Annotated in this window: 14 protein-coding genes; 7 read left to right on the top strand and 7 right to left on the bottom strand. The window is 70.3% G+C overall.

Annotated features, from left to right (window positions below):
* Positions 1-95 precede the first annotated feature (95 nt).
* A complete protein-coding gene (locus VZQ01_RS03345) occupies positions 96-902 on the top strand; it encodes a hypothetical protein (RefSeq protein ID WP_141332795.1) in 807 nt (268 codons plus the stop codon).
* A 22-nt stretch (positions 903-924) separates the two neighbouring features.
* On the opposite strand, the gene VZQ01_RS03340 is transcribed toward VZQ01_RS03345, so the two are convergent.
* Together VZQ01_RS03340 and VZQ01_RS03335 are read right to left on the bottom strand one after the other, a co-directional pair.
* The gene (locus VZQ01_RS03340; RefSeq protein WP_223746718.1) at positions 925-2,148 is read right to left on the bottom strand and encodes a hypothetical protein; all 1,224 of its coding nucleotides are present in this window, start codon (positions 2,146-2,148) and stop codon (positions 925-927) included.
* A gap of 460 nt (positions 2,149-2,608) precedes the next feature.
* Complete coding sequence (locus VZQ01_RS03335; RefSeq protein WP_426746888.1) at positions 2,609-4,144, bottom strand: hypothetical protein; 1,536 nt, start codon at positions 4,142-4,144, stop codon at positions 2,609-2,611.
* Positions 4,145-4,346: 202 nt separating this feature from the next.
* Between VZQ01_RS03335 and VZQ01_RS03330 the strand changes: the two genes are divergently transcribed.
* On the top strand, positions 4,347-4,733 hold the full coding sequence (locus VZQ01_RS03330; RefSeq protein ID WP_223783045.1) for a metallothionein: 387 nt from the start codon (positions 4,347-4,349) through the stop codon (positions 4,731-4,733).
* Here VZQ01_RS03330 and VZQ01_RS03325 read toward each other — a convergent pair.
* The 3 genes from VZQ01_RS03325 to nadA all read right to left on the bottom strand — a co-directional run bounded on the left by VZQ01_RS03325 (position 4,726) and on the right by nadA (position 7,155).
* Positions 4,726-5,538, bottom strand: coding sequence for a class I SAM-dependent methyltransferase (locus tag VZQ01_RS03325; RefSeq protein ID WP_223746721.1), 813 nt, complete (start codon positions 5,536-5,538; stop codon positions 4,726-4,728). The genes VZQ01_RS03330 and VZQ01_RS03325 overlap by 8 nt on opposite strands.
* Before the next feature lie 7 nt (positions 5,539-5,545).
* The gene (locus VZQ01_RS03320; protein ID WP_046712851.1) at positions 5,546-6,145 is read right to left on the bottom strand and encodes a zinc ribbon domain-containing protein; all 600 of its coding nucleotides are present in this window, start codon (positions 6,143-6,145) and stop codon (positions 5,546-5,548) included.
* 77 nt (positions 6,146-6,222) lie between these two features.
* Positions 6,223-7,155 carry a quinolinate synthase NadA gene (gene nadA / locus VZQ01_RS03315; protein ID WP_046712852.1) on the bottom strand — a complete coding sequence of 311 codons (933 nt, stop codon included), beginning with the start codon at positions 7,153-7,155 and terminating at the stop codon, positions 6,223-6,225.
* A 369-nt stretch (positions 7,156-7,524) separates the two neighbouring features.
* Here nadA and VZQ01_RS03310 point away from each other — a divergent pair, with 369 nt between their 5' ends.
* From VZQ01_RS03310 to VZQ01_RS03295, 4 genes are all read left to right on the top strand, one after another.
* Positions 7,525-9,948, top strand: coding sequence for a PilZ domain-containing protein (locus tag VZQ01_RS03310; RefSeq protein ID WP_426746887.1), 2,424 nt, complete (start codon positions 7,525-7,527; stop codon positions 9,946-9,948).
* Positions 9,939-10,727, top strand: a complete 789-nt coding sequence (locus VZQ01_RS03305) for a methyltransferase domain-containing protein (RefSeq protein ID WP_194869298.1) — start codon at positions 9,939-9,941, stop codon at positions 10,725-10,727. Before VZQ01_RS03310 ends, VZQ01_RS03305 begins: the two co-directional genes overlap by 10 nt.
* On the top strand, positions 10,724-13,642 hold the full coding sequence (locus VZQ01_RS03300; protein WP_426746885.1) for an ATP-binding protein: 2,919 nt from the start codon (positions 10,724-10,726) through the stop codon (positions 13,640-13,642). The genes VZQ01_RS03305 and VZQ01_RS03300 overlap by 4 nt, the downstream gene beginning before the upstream one ends.
* Before the next feature lie 177 nt (positions 13,643-13,819).
* Positions 13,820-15,214, top strand: coding sequence for a peptide MFS transporter (locus VZQ01_RS03295; protein ID WP_223746723.1), 1,395 nt, complete (start codon positions 13,820-13,822; stop codon positions 15,212-15,214).
* Between the two features lie 118 nt (positions 15,215-15,332).
* Here the strand turns inward: VZQ01_RS03295 and VZQ01_RS03290 are convergent, their stop codons facing one another.
* Positions 15,333-16,781, bottom strand: coding sequence for a POT family MFS transporter (locus VZQ01_RS03290; RefSeq protein WP_223746724.1), 1,449 nt, complete (start codon positions 16,779-16,781; stop codon positions 15,333-15,335).
* 474 nt (positions 16,782-17,255) lie between these two features.
* On the bottom strand, positions 17,256-20,156 hold the full coding sequence (gene uvrA / locus VZQ01_RS03285) for an excinuclease ABC subunit UvrA (RefSeq protein WP_223746725.1): 2,901 nt from the start codon (positions 20,154-20,156) through the stop codon (positions 17,256-17,258).
* A gap of 181 nt (positions 20,157-20,337) precedes the next feature.
* Here uvrA and VZQ01_RS03280 point away from each other — a divergent pair, with 181 nt between their 5' ends.
* Positions 20,338-21,243, top strand: a complete 906-nt coding sequence (locus VZQ01_RS03280) for a DMT family transporter (RefSeq protein WP_426746884.1) — start codon at positions 20,338-20,340, stop codon at positions 21,241-21,243.
* Positions 21,244-21,475: the final 232 nt, after the last annotated feature.

The raw sequence follows: 21,475 nt of genomic DNA, 5'->3' as shown, positions 1-21,475 counted from the left end.
TGGGCTTGAGTGCCATTAAGTCGTTGGATTTCCTAGGTTTTCCGCTTGGCGAGCGCATTGCGCATGTCAGACGGGGCCGTAGAATCCGGCGCTCCATGGCGCGCCTCAAGAAGCAGAAAAACATCGTGACGAAGAGGAGTTACACGGCCGGGCGGGTAGTGCGACAGCTTCCTGTCGCGCCGGAACCGAACCGGCTCTTGAAGGTCTGGAGACGCGTGCTCGAACGCCGCCTCCGCACGCGTCTGCGCGCGAAGGTGGCGGTGGAGGTCCACGACAACACGCACACGATGCTGACCTTCCAACGTCAGCGAGCGATGTGGCGGCTTCGGCTGCACCACATGTTCCTGGCGGCGCCCGACGACGTGGTGCAGGCGCTCGCCAGCTTCGTGCGCAAGGGGGACCCGGAGGCGAGCGCGTTGTTGGACCGCTACATCGAGCGCAACCGCAGCTACATCCGGCGGCTGTCCCCGGCGCAGATGCGCAAGCGCATCCGGCTGGAGCCGACGGGGCGGACGCACGATCTGGAGCGCATCTTCGACCGGCTCAACGAGCGGTACTTCGGCCGGCGCATCGACGCGGCCATCACCTACGGGCCGGCGCCCCGGGTGAAGGGGCCGCGCAAGAGCATCAAGATGGGCTCCTACTCGGCGGACTCGAAGGTCATCCGCATCCACCCGGCGTTGGACCAGCCGGTGGTGCCCCGCTACTTCGTGGAGTGGATCGTCTTCCACGAGATGCTCCACCACATCTACCGGACCCGGCGGGGTGAGGACGGGCGGCGGTGCATCCATCCGCCCGAGCTCATGGAGCACGAGAAGCGCTTCCACGACTACTCGCGGGCCCAGGCCTGGGAGCAGGAGAACCTGGACCTGCTGCTGCGCGCCCGCGTCTCACCGGAGTGAGGCGCGGGGCCTCCCCGGGGCTTCAGGGGAGGATGAGTCCGCCTGGACTGCGCCGCTCCTGAGAGGGGGCGGCCTCGGCGGACGCGGTGGGCTCCCGGGCTCCGGGGGCTCGCTGGGTGGCGGTCTCGGCGCGGGCTCCCGCGGCCGCCACCAGGCCGACGACCTTCTCGAAGAGGCGCTCGGCGAAGCGGGAGAAGGGCTGGTCGGCGCCGTGGAACAGGCGCCGCGCCTCTCCCCGGGCCACGTCGGCCTCCCGGGTCCGCTCGGTGCGCTCGAAGAAGTCCGCCATCCTCCACAGTCGCAGGGCGTAGCGCCGGGCCATGTCCGGGGAGAAGAAGTCCCGCGCCACGGAGGCCACGGCGGACTGGAGCTGGTCCTGTCGCTGCACGTCGCTGAGGGCCAGGGGGCTGACGACGACTTCGTCCAGCTTCGCCAGCAGGCGCTTCACCACGGGCTCGGGCGGAAGCCACGCGGCCATCTCGGCCGTCTCGTGCAGGAGGTCGCCCTCGCGCGAGCGGCGGACATCGTCGGGCTCGGGAGCGGGGAGGGTGGTGGGCTCGAGCTGCGGCTGGACGCCGAAGTGGCGCAAGGCGACGTCCAGGCCTTCGGGGAACGGGGTGTGGGTGCGCAGGTTGAGTCCGGCGGCCTCGGCGAGCAGGGCGGCGGCCTCATCCACGGGCAGCTCCATGGTGCCCCCCTGCTCCAGGCCCTCCTTGATGACGCGGCGCCACGCGCCCCGGCCCTTCTCGCCCAACTGGAGCTGGATGACGCCGTGCTCGTCGGTGAGCAGGGCTTGCACCACCTCGATGCCGCCGCCGCGAATGGCGCGGCCCAGGACGAGGGCCCGCTCGCCCCGGCCGGTGATGATGCTGGCGAGGGCGGGGAGGGCGTCGCTCGCGGGAGCGGGGGTGGGGGACTCGGTGGGGGCGGCGCGCGGGGCCTCGGCCACCGCGACACCGCGCGAGCGCAGGCGGTACAGGGCCTTCTTGGCGAGCTTGGCCAGCGGCTTCACCGAGGAGGCGGACAGGGCTTCCGCGAGCGCGGGCTGGCCTGCGAGCACGGAGGCTTCGAGGAGGGCGGCGGCGAGGGGCTCGGGCAGGGCCTCCACCTCGGCGGGCGTGGCGACGTGGCCCTCGCGCGCGAGGGCGCGGGCGGCCTCCACCTTGTCGGCGGGGAGGTCCGGCAGGGCGGTGCCGGCGCGAAGTGCGTCCAGCAGGGAGCGAGGGTCCGAGGCGGGGGATTTCATGGGGGCCTTGTACCGCGCGCCGTGTGTCTCGGGGCATCGCCCGTGCGGGGCGCGCGACCACTGGCCCACACTCGGGACGGCGCGGGACGCGGCGCTCGGGTGCGAGTGTCGTGGTGGTGTCGACGCCCGACGCCGGGCCGACGTCGGTGAGCGTCGAGCGGAGCCTTGCTCTGAACGCCTCGGAAGGCGTGCTCAGCATCTGCGCACCCGCCGACTGCGGCCCGTCGAGCTGATGCGCGTGAGCGCCAGGCGGAGCCTTCTGCCACCCACCTGGGAAGCCATGCTCAGCATCTGCGCACCCGCCGACTGCGGCCCGTCGAGCTGATGCGCGTGAGCACGAGGCGGAGCCCTCTGCCAACCAACTCGAAATCCGCGCTTCGCGCCAGCGCACCTGTGGGCCGCGACCTGGTGGTGGCGCGCCTCACCTGGAGCCTCGCGCCGAACACCTCGGACCCCGCGCTCAGCGCCTGCGCACCAGCCAGCTGCGGCCCGACTGCCCGACGATGGCGAACTCCGACTGGAGCCTCGCGCCGAACACCTGGGACGGGTGGGCGCCGCGCACCACGAAGGTGTCGTACCAGGCGCCCTGCCTGTCCCAATCCACGTCCTGGGGCCGCCACTCGGAAGGGAAGGTGGGCGGCACCTCGCCGCGATACTTCAGCGGCGAGTGCGGCGTGGACGCGAACGTGAAGTTGGGCACACCCCCGCGCTCACGCGCGAGCACCGCCGCCGAGTGGATGAACACCGGAAAGCGGACCACGCGCGAGCCCGGGTCGTAGACGAGCCCCATGACCCGGGGCTTCGACGCCGTCGCCGACACCAGCCCCTCCCACTCCGCCGCCTCGCGTGAGAACGCGCGGAAGCCCCGGCCCAGCGTGACGGCCAGCACCAGCGCGCACGCCCCCGCGGCCCATCGCAGCGGCACCCGCCACGACGCCACCGTCGCCGGCGCGGTGGCCACCAGCAGCGCGGCCGCCAGGTGCGCATAGCGCGTGTTCAGGTAGTAGACGTATCCCCGGATGTCGAACGGCAGCAGGAAGTAGAGGGCCAGCGCCAGCCCGCCCAACCCCAGCAGCCGCGAGCGCGTCACCCAGCCCCGAGAGCTCCCAGCCTCCGGCCGCACCAGCCCCGCCACCCAACCCACGAGCGCCACCGCGCCCACCGCGTACATCGCCCACCGGTCCGAGCCATCCCGCAGGGTGTTGGCGAGCACGTCGAACAGCTCCGCGCGGTTCTGCGCGAAGCTCTTCCACCCCAGGTTCTGCGGCGAGAACGTCGGCCCCCACGCCTTCCACGGCGCCCCCGGCTGGATGTCGGGCGGCTCACCGAAGCGCAGCACCACCCAGCCGAGGAACAGCGCGACCCCGGGCACCACGCCCAGGAGCGCCGGCACCCGGGGCTTCAGCCTCGCGACGAGTCCCCGCGCCGTGGCGTCCTCCGGCACCGCCGTGGTGACGAGCAGCCAGGGCAGCCCGAAGGCGAGGAACCCGAAGGCCTGCACATGGAACAGCAGCACCGCGACCAGGCACCCGGCCAGCCACGCCGCCCAGCGTCTGCGCCGGGGCGCGTCCTCCAGCGCGCGCACGAAGAAGCCACAGCACAGCAACGTCAGCGGCAGCGCGGCGCAGTAGTTGATGAAGCCCCAGCCGAAGCTGTCTCCGTACGCGAAGGGCAGCGCGAGCAGCGACGGCCACGTGGGCCTGCCCAGCGAGCGCAGCAGGAAGCCCAGGCTCAGCGGCAGGCCCACCACGTAGGCGGTGAGGAAGACGCGGTTGGCCAAATCCAGCGGCAGCAGCCAGTTCAGCGCGCTGACCAGGTAGTAGTACCCCAGGTACGGGGTCAACGCGTGCCGCGCCTCGAAGAGCTGCGGGTACAGCGTGCTCGGGTCATCCAGCCGGTGGAGCACCGAGATGAGGTACAGGTGCTGCGGCAGGTCCACCATGGGCAGGTGGCGGGACACCCACAGGGGCAGGGCGCCGAGCACCAGGGCCGTCACGTGAATAAAGCGAGCGTTGGAGTTCGTCACGAGAGGGGCAGGACTGTACGCGCCGCTTCCCTGCCCGGCGAGCAGCCAACAGAGACGCTCGACGTGACGCGGCGAGGTAGACAAAGGTATGGCCGTCGACCTTGGCAGTCGTTGGGGCCTGCGCTATAGGCGCCGGAGCACGGGGGGCGAGGGCCCCTCGAGGAGCGCGCACATGACACGCAACGCGACGATGATGGTTGCGGCGCTGGCCAGCGGTCTGCTGATGCTCGCGCCCCGAGCGGCGAGCGCCTGCGAGGCCCACGCCCAGGCCGCGCGAGCCAAGGCCGAGAAGGCCCGGACGCCCGCCCCGGACACGAAGGCCGCCGAGGCCCGTCCGGCCACGGGCGAGCAGGAGCGGCCGCTCGACGCGCTCGACTCGCTGATGGCCGCGAAGTGTCAGTGCGGCAGCAAGGCGGACTGCACGTGCAAGAAGGGCACGTGTGAGTGCGCCCGCTGCAAGCCCAAGCGGCAGGTGATGGACGCGCTGCGCGGCCAGCCCGCGGAGCTGAAGCTGGACGAGGCGCGCCGCACCGACGCGTCCGCCGGCATCTTCATCTGAGCGTCTCGGCGGAGGCCCTCTCCGCCTTGAGCACCAGCAGCGGCGGCAGCGCCACGCGCTCGAAGCGCACCAGCCCCGCCGCCCCGGCCGCCGCGCGCAGCGTGGCCTCGGTCCTGGGGTGGAGCCCCGCGCGACGGTGAAGCAGCCCCGACGCGGACCCCGGCGGCGCATACGTGCTCGCCACCCAGCGTCCCCCGGGCCGCAGCGCCCGCGCCACCTCCAGCATCAGCCGGCCCAGGTCCTCCACGTAGTGGAGCGAGTCCACCATCAACACCGCCCCCAGCGCTCCGTCCTGGAAGGGGAGGTAGGGCGCCTGGGCTCGCAGGAAGTCCACCGTCGCGCCCGCCTCGCGCGCCTGCGCCATGCCTTCCTCCAGCATCGCGGGGCTCACGTCCTGTCCGGCGACGGGCGGGAAGCCCGGCTCACGCGCGAGCCTGCGCGCCACCAGCCCCGTGCCGCAGCCCAGATCCAGCACCGGCCCGTCGGGCGTGCCCAGCAGGCTGCGATAGAGCAGGTACTCGCTGTCCGCGTCGAGCGGCTGACGCAGGAGCGCGCGTTGGAGGGTGGGGCGCACGTAGCGCTCGTAGGAGCGCGCCACCCAGCGGTTCTCCAGCCCGCGCTGCAGGCCGGCGGAGGCGGGAGGCTCCAGCACCAGGTCCGCGACGCCCTCGGCCACCGGGTAGCTGGTGCGGCACTCCGGACAACGCAGCGGGCCGAAGAGCAACACCGGCGCGGGCGCCTCGGGACGCAGCGCGCCCTTGCGACAGCGGGGGCATCGAAGGAGCTGGACGAGCGCGTGCCGCACCCGGACGTCAGGCCTGGGGCGGCGGAGGGGTGACGCGCCGGTCCTCGGCCACGAGCACCGGCCAGCCCCGCGCCATCGCCTCGCGGAAGAAGGCGGCCAGCTCCCTGCGGCTGTCGTTCACCGCGCCCTGGAAGGGGTCGATGAGGGACTCCTCGCCGAGGCTGCGCGTGGCGTTGAGCTCCACCGGGGTGCCGCACCGCTCACAGCGGATGGACACCTGGCGCACCAGCGCCACCGGCACCGCGTACCGGGCGCCGCAGTCGCCGCACTTCCACACCAGCGCGCGCTCACCGGCCTCGCGCCGCGCCAGGCCCTCCAGCTCATCCGCCAGACGCAAGAGCGCCGGCAGATCCTGGGGAGGCTGCGCGAACACCGCCGAGGCGCCGAACCCCGCCTCGGGCGCGCCCAGCTTCGGAGGCTTGTCGCCCTGCAGCAGGGCGCGCAGGCGGTCCTTCGCGCGCATGTCACGGAACTCGGCGCCTGACAGGGCGCGCTCCACCGCCTCATGGACCGGCGGCAGGTCCGGCTCGAGGCGCTCATCGACCGGCAGCGACTGGGGATGCTCCACCAGTCGGTGCGACGGAACTGCGAGAAATCGGAAGGCCACGGATGCTCCATTGCACCCTGGCCTTCCCGGCGCAAGACGCGAGTTGGCAAATGTCCGCTGTGACGACAGATTCCGCTCTATCTGGACCACTCCAGCATGAGCTGCAACGGAGCGCGGGCCGCCTCCCGCAGGTCCTCCGGCATCGTCAGCTCCGGCGTGCGCTCCTTCATGCACTTCCAGAGCTTCTCCATCGTGTTGAGCCGCATGTACGGGCACTCGTTGCACGCGCAGCCGTTGTCCGGCGGCGCGGGGATGAAGTGCTTGTGCGGCGCGCCCTTCTTCATCTGATGGAGGATGCCCGCCTCCGTCACGACGATGAACTTCTCTTTCGGGCTCTTGATGACGTGGTCGAGGATGCCCTTCGTCGAGCCGATGAAGTCCGCGTGCCGCAGCACCGGCGCCTCGCACTCCGGATGGGCCACCACCTCCGCGTCCGGGTGGAGGACCTTCAGCTCCACCAGCTTCTTTTCGCTGAAGATTTCGTGGACGATGCAGCTGCCCGGCCACAGCACCATGTCCCGCCCCGTCTGCTTCATGACGTGGCGGCCCAGGTGCTGGTCCGGCGCGAAGAGGATCTGCCGGTCGCGGGGGACCTGGTTGACGATTTTCACCGCGTTGGAGGACGTGCAGATGACGTCGCTCATCGCCTTCACCGCGGCGGAGCTGTTCACGTAGCTCACCACGAAGGCGCCCGGATGCTTCTCCTTGAAGACCTTGAAGGCCGCCGGCGGACACCGGTCCGACAGCGAACAGCCCGCCTTCAGGTCCGGCAACAGCACCTGCCGCGAGGGATTCAGGATTTTCGCGGTCTCCGCCATGAAGTGCACGCCACAGAAGACGATGACGTCCGCCTGGGTGCGCTCCGCCGCCTGCGCCAACGCGAGGCTGTCCCCGACGAAGTCCGCCACGTCCTGGACTTCGCTCTCCTGGTAGTAGTGCGCAAGAATCACAGCGTTCATGGAACGCTTGAGCTCCTCGATTTCCCGCGCGTAATCCACCTCGGTGCCCATGGCACCTCCTTGCCTGGTCGACACTTAACTCGCCCGGCGGGGTTGGGCCACATCGTCGGAAGTTGGCTGCCGGGCGGACGGATGGCCGGCGCTGGCGTTCCCTGGGTCGACTCTGCCACCGTCCCACTTCGTGCAAGCGAGGCGCATGCCCGCATCACCTGACGGCGCGGAGAGGGTAGACTGCGCGCAATCCTCCGGGTCGGCCCGGGGGAGCAGTCGCCTTGCTGTCGAGCTTGGACAAGCCACACATTCGGGGTCGAGAACACGCGATCGGCTGGTGGAGAGGGGGCGGCACCGGACCCGTGGCCGTGGGCAGGCAATGGCCCTGCCCCTTCTCCATTTGAACGCCTTTCCCGTCGAGGAGAGAGCATGAGTGTCCCCACTCAGGACGTCCTGATTGTGCATCCGAACGAGGGCCGGCGCGCCGCGCTGGCCGAGGTCCTGGGCGTCCACCGGGTTGTCGCGGTGGAGTCCCAGGTGGAAGCCACGCGGCGCATGGAGTCCACGGCGCCCACCCTCATCATCGCTCCTCCGGAGAACGCGCGGCGCTTCTTGAGACATGTCGACCGGGCCGCGCCCGAGGCCGTGCGCGTCTTCGTCTGTTCGCAGTCGGACCGCCAGGGGCTCGAGGAGCTCGTGGAGACCGCGGCCGAAGGGCATGTCTTCAATACGCTGGATGACAGCCTCACCGTGTCGGAGCTGGGCCGCCGGCTCACCAGCATCCTCCAGCACCGCTCCTCGGCCCGGGTGACGCCCGCCAGCACCCTGGCGGTGCGCTTCCGGCTCAACGGCGTGACGTACCCCGCCGGCTGCCTGGACGTGGGCAACTTCGGCGCCGCGCTGCGCGTGCCGCTCACCGCGTCCATCGGCGCGTTCATCCAGGGCACCGCGCTGGAGGACCTGGTCTTCGAGCGCCACGGCAAGACGGTGCTCCAGGTCCCGCGCGCGTTCATCCGCCACGCCCAGCAGGTCCACGCCACCCAGCAGCCCTACCTGCGCCTGGGCATCACCTGGGGCGAGGGCCTGGACGAGCCGGTGACGGCGCCGTCCTCGCGCATGCGGGACCCGGTCATCGTCCTGGCGCTCCTGCGCAAGGCGGTGCGCCGCGAGACGCCCATCTGGCTGCACTACCTGGACACCCCGTCCTCGCACTTCCGCCTGGACGCGCCCGTGGTGGAGCTTCAGGACGGACGCGCGGTGCTGCGCGGCTTCAATGATGGCGCGTTCCCCGCGGATGTGGGGGACGTGCTGCAGCTCTCCTTCGAGGTCGGCGGACAGAGCTACTCGGGCGCCACCAGCGTGCTGCGCCGGGGCGACAACGACGTGGCGCTGAGCGTGCCGCGCTCGGTGGGGCTGCAGAACCGCCGCGGCCTGCAGCGCTTCCGGCTGGGGCCCGACCACCGCTTCCTCGTCACCTTCCACGCGCCCATCAACGGCGAGCGCATCACCCGCTCGGTGTTGGATTTGAGCGGCCGCGGCTTCGCGTTCCCGTTCGACGCGTCCTGCGAGGTGCTGCCCGCCGGCTCCCAGCTGGACGTGTCGCTCCTGTTGCCGGACGGCTCGGAGGTGCCATGCCGCGCGGAGGTCCGCTCGGTGGACGCGGTCAACACCGACAGCCGGTTCGACCGGAGCCTGCGTCCGTACCGCTGCGGCGTGCGGCTGCTCGAGGTGCCGACGAAGATTCGCGACGCCATCCATGACGCCTTCATGGCGTCGCGCAGCGGGGCCTCGCGCGACGGCGGTCAGGAGAAGCTGGCGGACATCTGGAAGATGATGGAGGAGTCCCACTACACCTTCCATCCGGACTACCCCTTCGGCGGCGAGGCGGGCTACCTGGACGCGCTGGAGCACACCCACCGGCGGCTCGCGGAGGCCAAGGACCTGGGCCGCTCCATCCTCTACGCGGACGCGGGCGCCATCATGGGCCACGTGGGCGGCTTGCGGATGCACTCGCGCTCGTGGCTGGTGCAGCACCTGGCGGTGCGGCCCGGCTACCACCGGCACGAGCAGATCGCCAACGACCTGACGGCGCTCGCGGTGGAGATGGGCGAGGCCATCGAGGACGTGGAGTTCCTGCGCTACATGTGGCGCAGCGACAACCGGTGGCCCAACCGGCTGGGCACGTGGCTGGCCCGCGTCATGGAGAACCGCGGCTTCAGCATGCTGCGCGCCTTCCACTACATGCGGCTGCCCCTGGAGCTGGCGCCCCAGGCCCCGGCGACGACGCTGACGGTGCGCGAGGGGACGCAGGCGGACCGCGCCTGGCTGGAGGCGCACCTGCGCGCCCGGGGCGAGGTGGTCCGCGTGCTGGCGGAGGACCTCCAGGCGGAGCCGGACGCGGAGGACCAGATGCGCGCGCGCTTCGCGGCCGCGGGGCTGTACCGGGACCGGCGCATGTTCGTGGTGGACGGGGAGCACGGCCCCCTGGCGCTGGCGCTGGTGGAGGAGGCCTCCCCGGGCCTGAGCTACATCGAGGTCACCAACGGCTTCTGGCTGGAGGTGGCGGACCGCTCGCATCCGCTGGCGAGGCAGGCGCTGGAGGCCCTGGTCCACCGGTGCATCGCCCACGCCCGCGCGCGGGGCCGGCCCTCGGCGGTGGGCCTGGTGGCGGACGAGGACGCGCCGCTGCTCGCGTCGATGGGCTTCGTGGGGCAGGGGCGCTTCTGCGAGTGGATCTTCCACCGCTCCATGGTCCGCCGCTGGTGTGACTTGTGGCGCTCGCTCTTCGAGCGGCTCAGCCGCCCGCGCCGCGCCTCCGCCCAGCCGTCACCCGAGGACCCTTCATGTACTTGATGGAGTCCACGGAAGAGGGACGTCGGCTGCTCGCGCAGGAAGGCGCGTCCGACAACATGCGGACCCTCCTGGGCGCCACGGGGCTTGGCACCGGGGCGCGCGCGCTCGACGCGGGCTGCGGCCCCGGCGGTATCTCCGAGACGATGGCGGACCTGGTCGGCCCCACCGGCCACGTGACGGGCGTGGACCTCAACGAGGACCGGCTGCGCGAGGCCTCCCTGCGCAACGCCCACCGTCCCTGGCTGCGCTTCCATCAGGCGGACATCCGCCGCACCGGGCTGCCGGACGCGTCGGTGGACTACGTCTGGAGCCAGTACGTCTTCGAGTACCTGCCGGACCGGCCCGTGGCGCTCGCGGAGCTGATGCGCGTCACCCGGCCGGGCGGCAAGGTGGTGGTGTCGGACATCGACGGGCTGGGCTTCCAGAACTGGCCCTTCTCCGACGCGCTGCGTGACGGCACCCAGCGCATCGTCGACGCGCTGGCCACGAGGGGGTTCGATCTGCACGTCGGGCGCAAGCTCTTCTCGGAGTTCCGCGAGGCGGGGCTCGTGGACGTGAAGGTGCACCTGCTGCCGTTCTACCTGGTGGCCGGGGCCGCGGACGCCCGGCTGATGCGGGACTGGGAGGTGCGCTTCGCCGCGCTGGCCCCGGTGGCCGCGCCCGCCTTCGGAGGCCTGGAGCCGTACCAGGCCCACTGCCGCGACTTCCTGGCCATGTTGGCGGACCCCGCCGGACTCAAGTATGCGGTGACGCTGGTGACGGAGGGAACCCGGCCTTGAGTGACAGTGCCCCACAGCGGGAGGATGCGCAGACGCCCGACAACGCGCCCGAGGTGGGGACCCGCGCCACCTCCACGTTGCTCTTGTACTTCGAGCAGCGCTACGGCGGTGAGCGGCTCCAGCGCGCCTGGGCGCGCCACGGCTTCGGCCTGCCGCTGGAGTACATGCGCACGCCGACGAACTTCGTCTCGCTGCGCTTCCTGGAGCGCGTGGCGGCGATGCTCCAGCAGGAGTCGGGGGACCCGCAGTTCATGCGGCAGGCGGGGCTGTTCACCGCGTCGCCCCAGGCGCTCGGCTTCGTCTTCTACATGCTGCGCGCGGTCGGCTCGCCGCGCATGTGCTACCGGCAGACCATTGAGTTCTCCCCCAGCTACAACCGCGTGGGCCACTTCACCGTGGAGCGGCTGGAGCGCGAGCGGCTGGACCTGACGTACCGCAGCAGCATCGTCGAGCAGGACCGCAACATCTGCGAGCTGCGCATGGGCCAGTTCGCCTCGTTCCCCACCATCTGGGGCCTGGCGCCCGCGGAGGTGCGGGAGCTGGAGTGCCAGGTGCACGGCGCGTCCGCGTGCCGCTACCACCTGACGTGGACGGACCCTCCGTCGCTGTGGGGGCACCACCTGGGCCTGGTGCTGGGCACGGTGTGTGGCCTGGCCGCGACGGCGGTGGGGCTGGGCCACCCGGTGTTCTGCGTGGGGGCGCTCGCCACGGCGGGCTTCGCGGTGGGCGGCTGGCTGGACGGGCGGCGCGAGCTGAAGGGCAAGGACGAGGCGCTGCGCTCGCAGAACCAGGCCATCATGGGCTCGCTGTCGGAGCTGCAGCAGCGCTACGACGAGATCTTCCGCGCCAACGTGGCCCTCGAGGACCGCGTGGCCGAGCGCACCCAGGAGCTGAAGGAGGCCAACGGCAAGCTGGGTGACGCGCTGGTGCGCCAGCAGGAGCTGGACCGGCTCAAGAGCGAGTTCTTCGACAACGTCAGCCACGAGCTGCGCACGCCGCTCACGCTCATCCTGCTGACGCTCGAGTCGCTGGAGCGCCGGGGCGAGGAGAACAACCCGGAGGTGGTCATGCAGCACGTGGCCACCATGGAGCGCAGCGCGCAGCGCCTCTTGCGCCTCATCAACAACCTGCTGGACCTGGCCCAGCTCGAGTCGGGCAAGGCGCGGCTGCGCTACCAGCCCCTGGAGCTGCACGCCTTCCTGAGCACCGTGCTGCCCCCGTTCCTCGCGATGGCGGAGCGGCAGGGCGTGTGGCTGAAGCTGGAGGGCCAGACGGTGACGCCCGTGGAGGTGGACCACGAGCGCATGGACATCGTCTTCCAGAACCTGTTGTCCAACGCGCTGAAGTTCACCCAGGCCGGCGGGGTGACGGTGCGCGTGCACGAGGACGAGAAGGACGTCTGGGTGGACGTGGTGGACACCGGCCAGGGCATCTCCGCCCCGGACACGAAGGTCATCTTCGACCGCTTCGCCCAGGCGGACAACAGCGGCACCCGCCGCTTCGGCGGCACGGGCATCGGCCTGGCGCTGGTGAAGGAGACGCTGGAGCTGCACGAGGGCGGCATCCACGTGACGAGCGAGCTGGGCCAGGGCTCCACCTTCCACGTGCGCCTGCCCAAGGGGAGAGCGCACATCCGCGAGGAGCTGCGCGAGCGGCGCCGCGCGGAGATGCCGGTGCGGCGCGAGCGGCGAATCTCGGGCTCGTACCCCTCGCTGGACGCGGGCGTGCCGGACAACGGGCGCAACGCCTCCGCGCTGCCGGCCAGGGATCACGCCGGGCCGGGGCCGGACGCGCCCCGCATCCTGGTGGTGGAGGACGACGCGGAGATTCGCGGCTTCATCGCGGGGCTGCTCAAGCAGCACTACCGGGTGATGGAGGCCGTCAACGGCGAGGAGGGCCGCCAGCGCGCGCTGGCCGAGCGGCCGGAGCTCATCGTGTCGGACGTGATGATGCCGGTGCTCTCGGGGCTGCAGATGCTCGAGGCCCTGCGCTCGCATTCCCAGACGGTGGACATCCCCGTCATCCTCCTCACCGCGCGCCAGGAGGTCTCCGCGAAGGTGGAGGCCCTGGGCACGGGCGCCAACGACTACCTGGGCAAGCCCTTCAGCCCGCGCGAGCTCCTGGCGCGAATCGAGACGCAGCTGCGCCTGCGCGAGGCGGCCATCCGCTCCGCGGAGAACGAGCGGCTGGCGGCCATCGGCCTGCTCACCTCCGGCTTCGCGCACGAGGTCAGAAACCCGCTCAACGGGCTGATGAACGCGCTGACGCCGCTGAAAGAGGTGCTGGTGGCCGACACGCCGGACGCGCAGATGAGCCGCGCCATGGTGGAGGTGATGGAGGAGTGCGGCCAGCGCATCCGCCACCTCGCCGAGTCGCTGCTGTCCTTCACCCGCACGACCGACACGCCGGTGATGCTGTCCCTGGACACGCTGCTGGACTCCACGCTGGGCGTGCTCATGTGGCGCGTGCCTTCGGGCGTGACGGTGGAGCGCGCCTACGAGTGCACGCTGCCGGTGCAGGGCGACCCGGGCTCGCTCAACCAGGTGTGGCTCAACCTGCTGGACAACGCGCTGCGCGCGGTGGGCGAGCACGGCCGGGTGCGCGTGGCCACGGCCTGCCAGGGGGACGAGGCCGTCGTCACCATCAGCGACAACGGCGTGGGCATCCGCCAGGAGGACATGGAGCGGCTGTTCCAGCCCTTCTTCTCCACCCGCGCGGCGGGGGAGGGCACGGGGCTGGGGCTGGCCCTGAGCCGGCGCATCGTCGTGCGCCACGGCGGCCGCATCCACTTGAGCAGCGCGCCGGGCAAGGGCACCCAGGTGGAGGTGCGACTGCCCCTGCGTCCGCCGGGGCGCTCCTCGTCGAACGGCGGCGCCGAGGGACAGTCCGAGCCCCGCGTGGGCCGGCTGGGCTGAGCCCCTTCACGGGCGGAGGCTCGACTCGGCGCGGCGTGACGTCCGGAGGGCGGGGCGGGGGGCGGGGGAATTCTCGGCCGTCCCCGTTGTCCACTCACGCACGGCTGTCGTTGGGTCTGCTACAGTCAAGTGCTCTTTACGTCACACCCCCATCCACCCACCGAAGGAAACCTCGGCATGCAAGGAACCGTAGCCGCGGGCGCTGCCCGTCAGGGGCACCCGCGAGGGTTGTACCTCCTGTTCTTCACCGAAATGTGGGAGCGCATGTCGTATTACGGCATGCGCGGCCTGCTCGTCCTATTCCTCACGAGCCAGGTCAACGGGGGCTTCGGGTGGACCAAGAGCGAAGCGCTCAGCCTCTACGGAACGTACACCGGCCTGGTGTACCTGACGCCCATCGTCGGCGGCTTCATCGCGGACCGCTTCATGGGGCAGCGCCGGGCGGTGGTGCTCGGTGGCGTGTTGATGATGATAGGCCACCTGGTCCTCGCGCTCCCCAGCGTGATGATGTTCTACGTGGGCCTGGGCTTCCTCATCATCGGCAACGGCTTCTTCAAGCCGAACATCTCCACCATGGTGGGCGGGCTGTACGCGCCGGGTGACGGCCGTCGGGATGGTGCCTTCACCATCTTCTACATGGGCATCAACCTGGGCGCGATGCTCGGCAACTTCATCTGCGGCACGCTGGGTGAGAAGGTCGGCTGGCACTGGGGCTTCGGCTCCGCGGGCGTGGGCATGTTCCTGGGCCTCATCGCCTTCCTCGCGCTGCAGAAGAAGCTGCTGGGCGACGTGGGCCTGGCGCCCGTGAAGCCCACGCCGCAGGCGCAGGCGGCGCAGGGCGGCGGGGAGAAGAAGGGCTTCAGCCGCGATGAAATCGACCGCATCATCGTCATCTTCATCATCGCCCTCTTCGTCGTCGCCTTCTGGGCGGGCTTCGAGCAGGCCGGCGGTCTGATGAACCTCTACACGAACGAGAAGGTGGACCGTCACCTGTTCGGAGCCGAGGTCCCCACCACCTGGTTCCAGAACTTCAACTCGCTCTTCATCGTCGCGCTGGCGCCGGTGTTCGCGGGGCTGTGGGGGTGGCTGGCCGCGCGCGGCAAGGACCCGAGCATCCCGGTGAAGATGGGCATGGGGCTGGTGTTCCTCTCCGTCGGCTTCGTCTTCATGCTGGGCGCCTCCAACCAGAGCGCGGACGCAGGCAAGGCGGCCGCGTACTGGGTCATCCTGGCGTACCTGTTCCACACCATGGGCGAGCTGTGCCTGTCCCCGGTGGGCCTCTCCATGGTGACCAAGGTCGCGCCCCAGCGCATCGTCTCCGCGATGATGGGCGTGTGGTTCCTGGCGAACGCGGCGGCCAACAAGCTGTCCGGCGTCATCGGCGGCTACTCGGAGAAGCTGGGCGAGTTCGACGTGTTCCTCTACATCTCCATCGGCACGGGCATCGCCGGCCTCATCCTCCTGGTCGTCTCGCCGGTGCTGAAGAAGATGATGCACGGCACCGACGAGGTGAAGCCCGCCTCCGCCACCCACGAGCAGGCCCAGGGCGGCTCCTCGGTGGCCGCGGCCTGAGTCCGGAAACGACGAGGGGCGCGCCTCCCTGGAAAGGAGAAGCGCGCCCCTTGGCTTCGACGATGCACCCGACGCCGGAGCGCCTCTCAGGTGGAGGGCTCCGGCGTCGCTGTTTTTCTCAGGCCGACTTCGCCGTGATTCCCGCCGCGCTGCGCTCCTCGGTGGGGAGCGGCGCGGACGTCTGGTACCAGTCGCGCACCACGTAGCGGCGGGCCACCAGCGCCATGCCCACGGCGGCGACCAGGGCCATGCCCGCGTAGAAGAAGAACTGGCCGGAGCCGGAGAAGACGTTGAGCGCCGCGGCGATGGCCACCGCCACGTTGGCCAGCGTGTTCGTCACCAGCCACACGCTCTGGATGGTGCCCTTCATCTGCCGGGGCGCCTGCGTGTACGCGAACTCCAGGCCCGTGGTGGACATCAGGATTTCGCCGAGCGTCAGCACCACGTACGGCAGAATCTGCCACGCGATGTTCAGCGTCGTGCCGCCCTCCATCGCCACCTGGAAGAAGCCGGCGATGATGAACGACACCGCGCCGAAGACGAGCCCCAGCGGCATGCGCCGCAGCGGCGTCAGCTCCCACCCCGAGCGCTGGAACAGCGGGTACACCACCGCCGTCAGGAAGGGGATGAGCAGCATCACCAGCATGGGGTTGACGAACTGCATCTGGCTGGGCTGGAACTCGTACCCGGCCACGTTCAGGTCCATGGAGCGCGCCTGCACCACCCACGTGGACGCCTTCTGGTCGAACAGCATCCAGAAGAAGGGCACGAAGGGCAGCATCAGCCCGCTCACCCGGAACACCGCCTTGGCGCCCTCCACGGCCTCGTCGGGGTGCGTGGACTTGGCGCCGTCCAGCCAGTGGCCGCCCTGGCCCCGGTTCTTCAGCGCGCTGCTCACCACCTTGAGGAACGAGTGCGGGTTGGCCCCCGTCGGCGGCACCATCACGTAGTGGCGCCGGCCCGCCCAGAAGATGACCGTCGCGATGAACATCAGCACGCCCGGGATTCCGAAGGCGACCGACGGGCCGAAGTTCTTGAGCAACAGCGGGATGAACAGCGACGCGAAGAACGAGCCGAAGTTGATGGTCCAGTAGAAGATGGCGAAGAGCTTCTTCACCAGGTGGCTGTTGGACTCGTTGAACTGATCTCCCGCCATCGCCGCGACGCACGGCTTGATGCCGCCGCTGCCCACGGCGATCAGCGCCAGGCCCGTGTAGAAGCCCGTGGCGTTGTTCTCGAAGACGGCCAGCAGCGCGTGGCCGATGCAGTAGACGATGCTCAGCCAGAGGATGGTGCGGTACTTCCCGAAGAAGCGGTCCGCCAGGTACCCACCGATGAGCGGGAAGAAGTACACCCCCGCCATGAAGGTGTGCATCAGGCTCTTGCCCTGGGCCTCGCGCAGCCCCGTGTCGGGCACCGCGTTGCGCAGCAGGTAGTCGATGAGGAACACCGTGAGGATGTTCCGCATCCCGTAGAAGCTGAAGCGCTCACACGCCTCGTTGCCGATGATGAAGGGTATCTGCGGCGGGAACTTGTTGTTCTGCGGTACCGCGGGACTCTCAGCCATGAGTCGGGGTGCTCCCTGGTGGCGAAAGGTGGGGGCGCCTGGAAGGCAAGGGGCCCAACCCTACCCAACGCGCGCGCCGGACTCCACCGAAGGCCCGCGTCCCACGTCACTCCGCCACCCCGAGCGGCCCCTCCCCACACGGTGGGGCGGCCTTGGCGCGGGCTGCCTGCCTTGCCCTGCCGCGATGCGGCGTGCGTCGCGTGCCCCGCGCCCGCGGCGCAGTCGCACCGGAATTCTCCTGCGAGCTTGCCCCGCGCGTTCCGATGCGAGTGCGTGTTGATCGATGCAACTTAAGCGGGCTGGGCCTGTTTGACAGGAATTGATGAGGCCCTATCATATGACACGCGGCTGAAACTGATTTCGCGTCTCACACCCCACCTGTGAAGTCTTCCTCCAAGGTGGACGGGGGGTAGGGGGTGAATGAAGGCACCCCCGCCCCCCGCTCCATGTTCTGGAAGCGGCCGGTGTGTGTAATCAGCCCGTCGCGCCGGGCTGCGCGGGCCTCGTGTCCGCCACGCGCTTGCCCACGCGGGCGCGCCGGGACTTGCCCAGCACGTGCGCCAGGTAGCGGCCGGTGTGGCTGGCCTGCACCTTGGCCACGCTCTCCGGGGTGCCCACGGCCAGCACCTGGCCTCCGCCGGCGCCGCCCTCGGGGCCCATGTCGATGAGCCAGTCCGCGCTCTTGATGACATCCAGGTTGTGCTCGATGACGAGCACGCTGTTGCCGGCGGCCACCAGCCGGTTGAGCACGGACAAGAGCTTGCGGATGTCCTCGAAGTGCAGGCCCGTGGTGGGCTCGTCCAGGATGTAGAGCGTGCGGCCGGTGGCCACGCGCGCCAGCTCGCGCGCCAGCTTGATGCGCTGGGCCTCGCCGCCGGACAGGGTGGGGGAGGGCTGTCCCAGGCGGATGTAGCCCAGGCCCACGTCGCCCAGCGTCTGCAGCACGCGCATGATGTCCTTGTGCGCGCCGAAGTGCTCCTGGGCCTCGCGCACGCTCATGTCGAGCGTCTCCGCGATGTTCTTGCCCTTGTAGCGCACGCGCAGCGTCGCCTCGTTGAAGCGCTTGCCGTTGCAGACCTCGCAGGGCACGTACACGTCCGCCAGGAAGTGCATCTCCACCAGCTTGACGCCGTCGCCCTCGCACGACTCGCAGCGGCCGCCCTTGATGTTGAAGCTGAAGCGGCCCGGCCCGTAGCCGAATGCGCGCGCCTCCGGCGTCATCGCGAACACCTCGCGGATGGCGTCGAACACCTTGGTGTACGTGGCGGGGTTGCTGCGCGGCGTGCGGCCGATGGGCCGCTGGTCGATGTCGATGACCTTGTCCAGGTGCTCGAAGCCCAGCACCGCCTTGTGCTTCCCGGGCGACTCGCGGCTGTCGTACAGGTGCCTGGCCAGGGCGGGGTAGAGGATCTCGTTGATGAGCGTGGACTTGCCCGCGCCGGACACGCCGGTGACGGCGGTGAAGATGCCCAGCGGAATCACCGCGTCCACGTCCCGGAGGTTGTTCTCCTTCGCGCCTTGAATCACCAGCTGGTGCTTGGGATTGGGCGCGCGGCGCTGCTCGGGGATTTCAATCTCCAGCCGCCCGGAGAGGTAGCCGCCGGTGAGGCTGTTCTCGTCCGCCATCACCTGCTTGGGCGTGCCCTGGGACACCACCTGGCCGCCCAGCTCCCCCGCGCCCGGGCCGAAGTCCACCAGCCAGTCCGCGTCCTCCATCGTCTCCTCGTCGTGCTCCACGACGATGACGGAGTTGCCCAAATCCCTCAGGCGCTTGAGCGTGGTGAGCAGCTTGCCGTTGTCGCGCTGGTGCAGGCCGATGGAGGGCTCGTCCAGGATGTAGATGACGCCCGTCAGCTCGCTGCCCATCTGCGACGCCAGCCGGATGCGCTGGCTCTCGCCGCCCGACAGCGTGGACGCGGTGCGGTCCAGCATCAGGTAGCCCAGGCCCACGTCGACCAGGAACGACAGGCGGCTGCGGATCTCCTTGAGCAGCTCGGTGGCGATCTTCCGCTCGTGCTCGGACAGCGCCAGCGCGCCCAGGAACGCGAGCGCGTCCGCGATGGTCAGCCGGCTCAGCTCGACAATCGAGTGCGCGTGGACCTTCACCGCGCGGCTCTCGGGGCGCAGGCGCTCGCCCTTGCAGGTGGGGCAGGGCTTGTTGCTGAAGTACTTCTGCAGCTCGGTGCGGCGGGCCTCGGACGTCGTCGTCTTGAAGTTGCGCATCATGCGCTCGACGAGTCCCTCCCACTCCATCTTGTACTTGCCGTTGTCGCCCCACTCGACGGTGAAGCTCTTGCCCTTGGCGCCGTTCATCAGCGTGTCGCGCTCGCGCTTCGACAGCTTCCCGTAGGGCACGTCCAGATCAATCTTGAACGCCTTCGACAGGCTCTCCACGAAGTCCGCCGTCCAGCCCTCGCCGCGGTTCATCCCGTTGGCCCAGGGCTCGATGGCGCCGTCGCGGATGCTGCGAGACGGGTCCGGCACGATGAGGTCCGGGTCCATCTCCGGCCGGGTGCCCAGGCCGTTGCAGTCCGTGCACATGCCCAGCGGGTTGTTGAAGGAGAACGACGCGGGCGTCAAATCCCCGAAGGAGATGCCGCAGGCGGGGCACGCGTTGAGCTCGCTCATCACCCGGTCGGCGCTCGCCGCGCCCGTCTCGTTGGTGATGATGAGCGTGCCCTTGCCCTCGCGCAGCGCGGTCTCCACCGAGTCCGTCAGCCGCGTCTTGATGTCCGCCTTGAGCACCAGCCGGTCGATGACCAGCTCGATGTCGTGCTTGGACTTCTTGTCCAGCTCGATGCGCTCCTCCAGGCTCTTGAGCGCCCCGTCGATGCGCGCGCGGGAGAAGCCGCGCTTCTGCGCCTCGGTGAGCAGGTCCTTGTGCTCGCCCTTGCGGTTCGTCACCAGCGGTGCCAGCACCTGGAGCTTGCTGCCCGAGGGCATCTTCAGGATTTCGTCGACAATCTGTTGCGCGCTCTGCTTGCCGACCTTGCGGCCGCAGTTGGGGCAGTGCTGCACGCCGATGGAGGCGTAGAGCACGCGCAGGTAGTCGTGCACCTCGGTGACGGTGCCCACCGTCGAGCGGGGGTTGTTGCTGGCCGCCTTCTGCTCGATGGAGATGGTGGGCGACAGGCCCCGGATGGTGTCGTACTTGGGCTTCTCCATCTGCCCCAGGAACTGACGGGCGTAGGCGGAGAGGCTCTCGACGTAGCGGCGCTGGCCTTCCGCGTAGAGCGTGTCGAAGGCGAGCGAGCTCTTGCCGGACCCGGAGACCCCCGTGAAGACGACCAGCTTCTTCTTGGGGATGTCCAGGGAGACGTTCTTGAGGTTGTGCTCCTTGGCGCCTCGGAGGGAGATGACGTCGGGCTCGGACATGATGGGCGGGCGATCTACCACTGAATAGGTGTTCCGGTAGTGGAAAAACCTGGAGAGGAGGGTGGATGGTCCTCAACGCGTGGCGTTGCGCGCCCACTCCCACCCGCGCCGGCCGCCCGAGCGGGCGACCCGGGGCCGCTGGAGCCCCGACCGGGATTCCGGTAGAGGGGCGCCTCCTCCTATGTCCTCTCGCTGGGTCCTCCCCGTGCGCTACCGCGGCACGCCGCTGCTCGTGTTCGCGAGCGTGCTGTTCGCGGTCATGGCGCTGTGCACCCGCCTGCTGGCCGGCCGCCTGTCCCCGGGGCAGGTGGCGTCCGGGCGCTTCGCCATCGGCCTGCTGTTCCTCGCGCTGTTCTTCCCGCTGATGCGGCGCAGGCCCCGCTTCGGGCGCGTCCACCTGTGGGCGCTGCGCGGCATCTTCGGCGGCGCGGCCGTCTACCTCTACTTCGTGGCGCTGGACCGGATGTCGGTGGGGCCCGCGGTGCTGCTCAACGCGTGCTGGCCCATCTACGCGGCCATCATCGGTTGGATGTTCCTGGGCGAGCGCGTGACGGGGGCGCTGCTGGCGGGCCTCGTGCTCACCACGGCGGGCGCGGGGCTGGTCATGTGGAGCACGGTGGCCCAGGACGTGTCGCTGACCCTGGGGCTGGGCGCGTGGGCGGGCATGGCGTCGGCGGTGCTGGGCGGCGCGGCCGTGGTGGTCATCCGCGCGCTCAGGCACGAGACGGACGCGGCCACGGTGTTCCTCTCCTTCTGTCTGTTCGGCCTGCTCTTCAGCCTGCCCTTCGCGCTCGCGGACTGGAGGCCGCTCGGCTGGGATGTCGTGCTTCCGCTGTTGGGCGTGGGGGTTTCCTCCGTGGTGGCGCAGATGGCCTTCACGTATGCCCTGGGCTACGTCACCGCGGTGGCCGGCGGGGTCGCCACCCAGTCGACGCCGGTCTTCTCGTGGGTGCTGGCGGCGCTGCTGTTGGATGAGGCCGTCTCGCCCCTGGCCGTGACGGGCGCCCTGGTGTGCATGGTGGGCGTCCTCTGGGGAACGGGCGTGCTGGAGCGTTGGCGCGCCCCGCAGTCGAAGCCCGCGCCCTGAGGCGCTCGGGTGCCCACGGCGGGCTGGTGGTTTGTCCCGACTGTCACCTGGCGTTCCTGAAGTAATTCCAGTCCCACCCGCCCCCAGGGAAACGTTCTTCCCACGGCGGAGAACCCCTTTTCCCAGCCACGCCCAAGAGTTGCCACGTTGGCCGGTGGACGTCTGTCGCCGCCATGCGTCGGGCACCTGGGTTGCAAAGCGCCCCCTCCGCCGGAATCGCGCGGGTGCGAGG

It is taken from the genome of Myxococcus faecalis, from assembly GCF_050039385.1.
GTDB lineage: Bacteria > Myxococcota > Myxococcia > Myxococcales > Myxococcaceae > Myxococcus > Myxococcus fulvus.
Note: the sequence above shows the minus strand (reverse complement) of the source record. Positions and strands in the feature narration are given on the sequence as shown.

What these genes read in the sequence shown, in the direction of transcription:
- VZQ01_RS03295 (WP_223746723.1), top strand. Translation starts at nt 13,820, where the DNA reads ATGCAAGGAACCGTAGCCGCGGGCGCTGCCCGTCAGGGGCACCCGCGA.
- VZQ01_RS03310 (WP_426746887.1), top strand. Translation starts at nt 7,525, where the DNA reads ATGAGTGTCCCCACTCAGGACGTCCTGATTGTGCATCCGAACGAGGGC.
- VZQ01_RS03330 (WP_223783045.1), top strand. Translation starts at nt 4,347, where the DNA reads ATGACACGCAACGCGACGATGATGGTTGCGGCGCTGGCCAGCGGTCTG.
- VZQ01_RS03290 (WP_223746724.1), bottom strand. Translation starts at nt 16,781, where the DNA reads ATGGCTGAGAGTCCCGCGGTACCGCAGAACAACAAGTTCCCGCCGCAG.
- VZQ01_RS03340 (WP_223746718.1), bottom strand. Translation starts at nt 2,148, where the DNA reads ATGAAATCCCCCGCCTCGGACCCTCGCTCCCTGCTGGACGCACTTCGC.
- uvrA (WP_223746725.1), bottom strand. Translation starts at nt 20,156, where the DNA reads ATGTCCGAGCCCGACGTCATCTCCCTCCGAGGCGCCAAGGAGCACAAC.
- nadA (WP_046712852.1), bottom strand. Translation starts at nt 7,155, where the DNA reads ATGGGCACCGAGGTGGATTACGCGCGGGAAATCGAGGAGCTCAAGCGT.
- VZQ01_RS03345 (WP_141332795.1), top strand. Translation starts at nt 96, where the DNA reads ATGGCGCGCCTCAAGAAGCAGAAAAACATCGTGACGAAGAGGAGTTAC.
- VZQ01_RS03305 (WP_194869298.1), top strand. Translation starts at nt 9,939, where the DNA reads ATGTACTTGATGGAGTCCACGGAAGAGGGACGTCGGCTGCTCGCGCAG.
- VZQ01_RS03280 (WP_426746884.1), top strand. Translation starts at nt 20,338, where the DNA reads ATGTCCTCTCGCTGGGTCCTCCCCGTGCGCTACCGCGGCACGCCGCTG.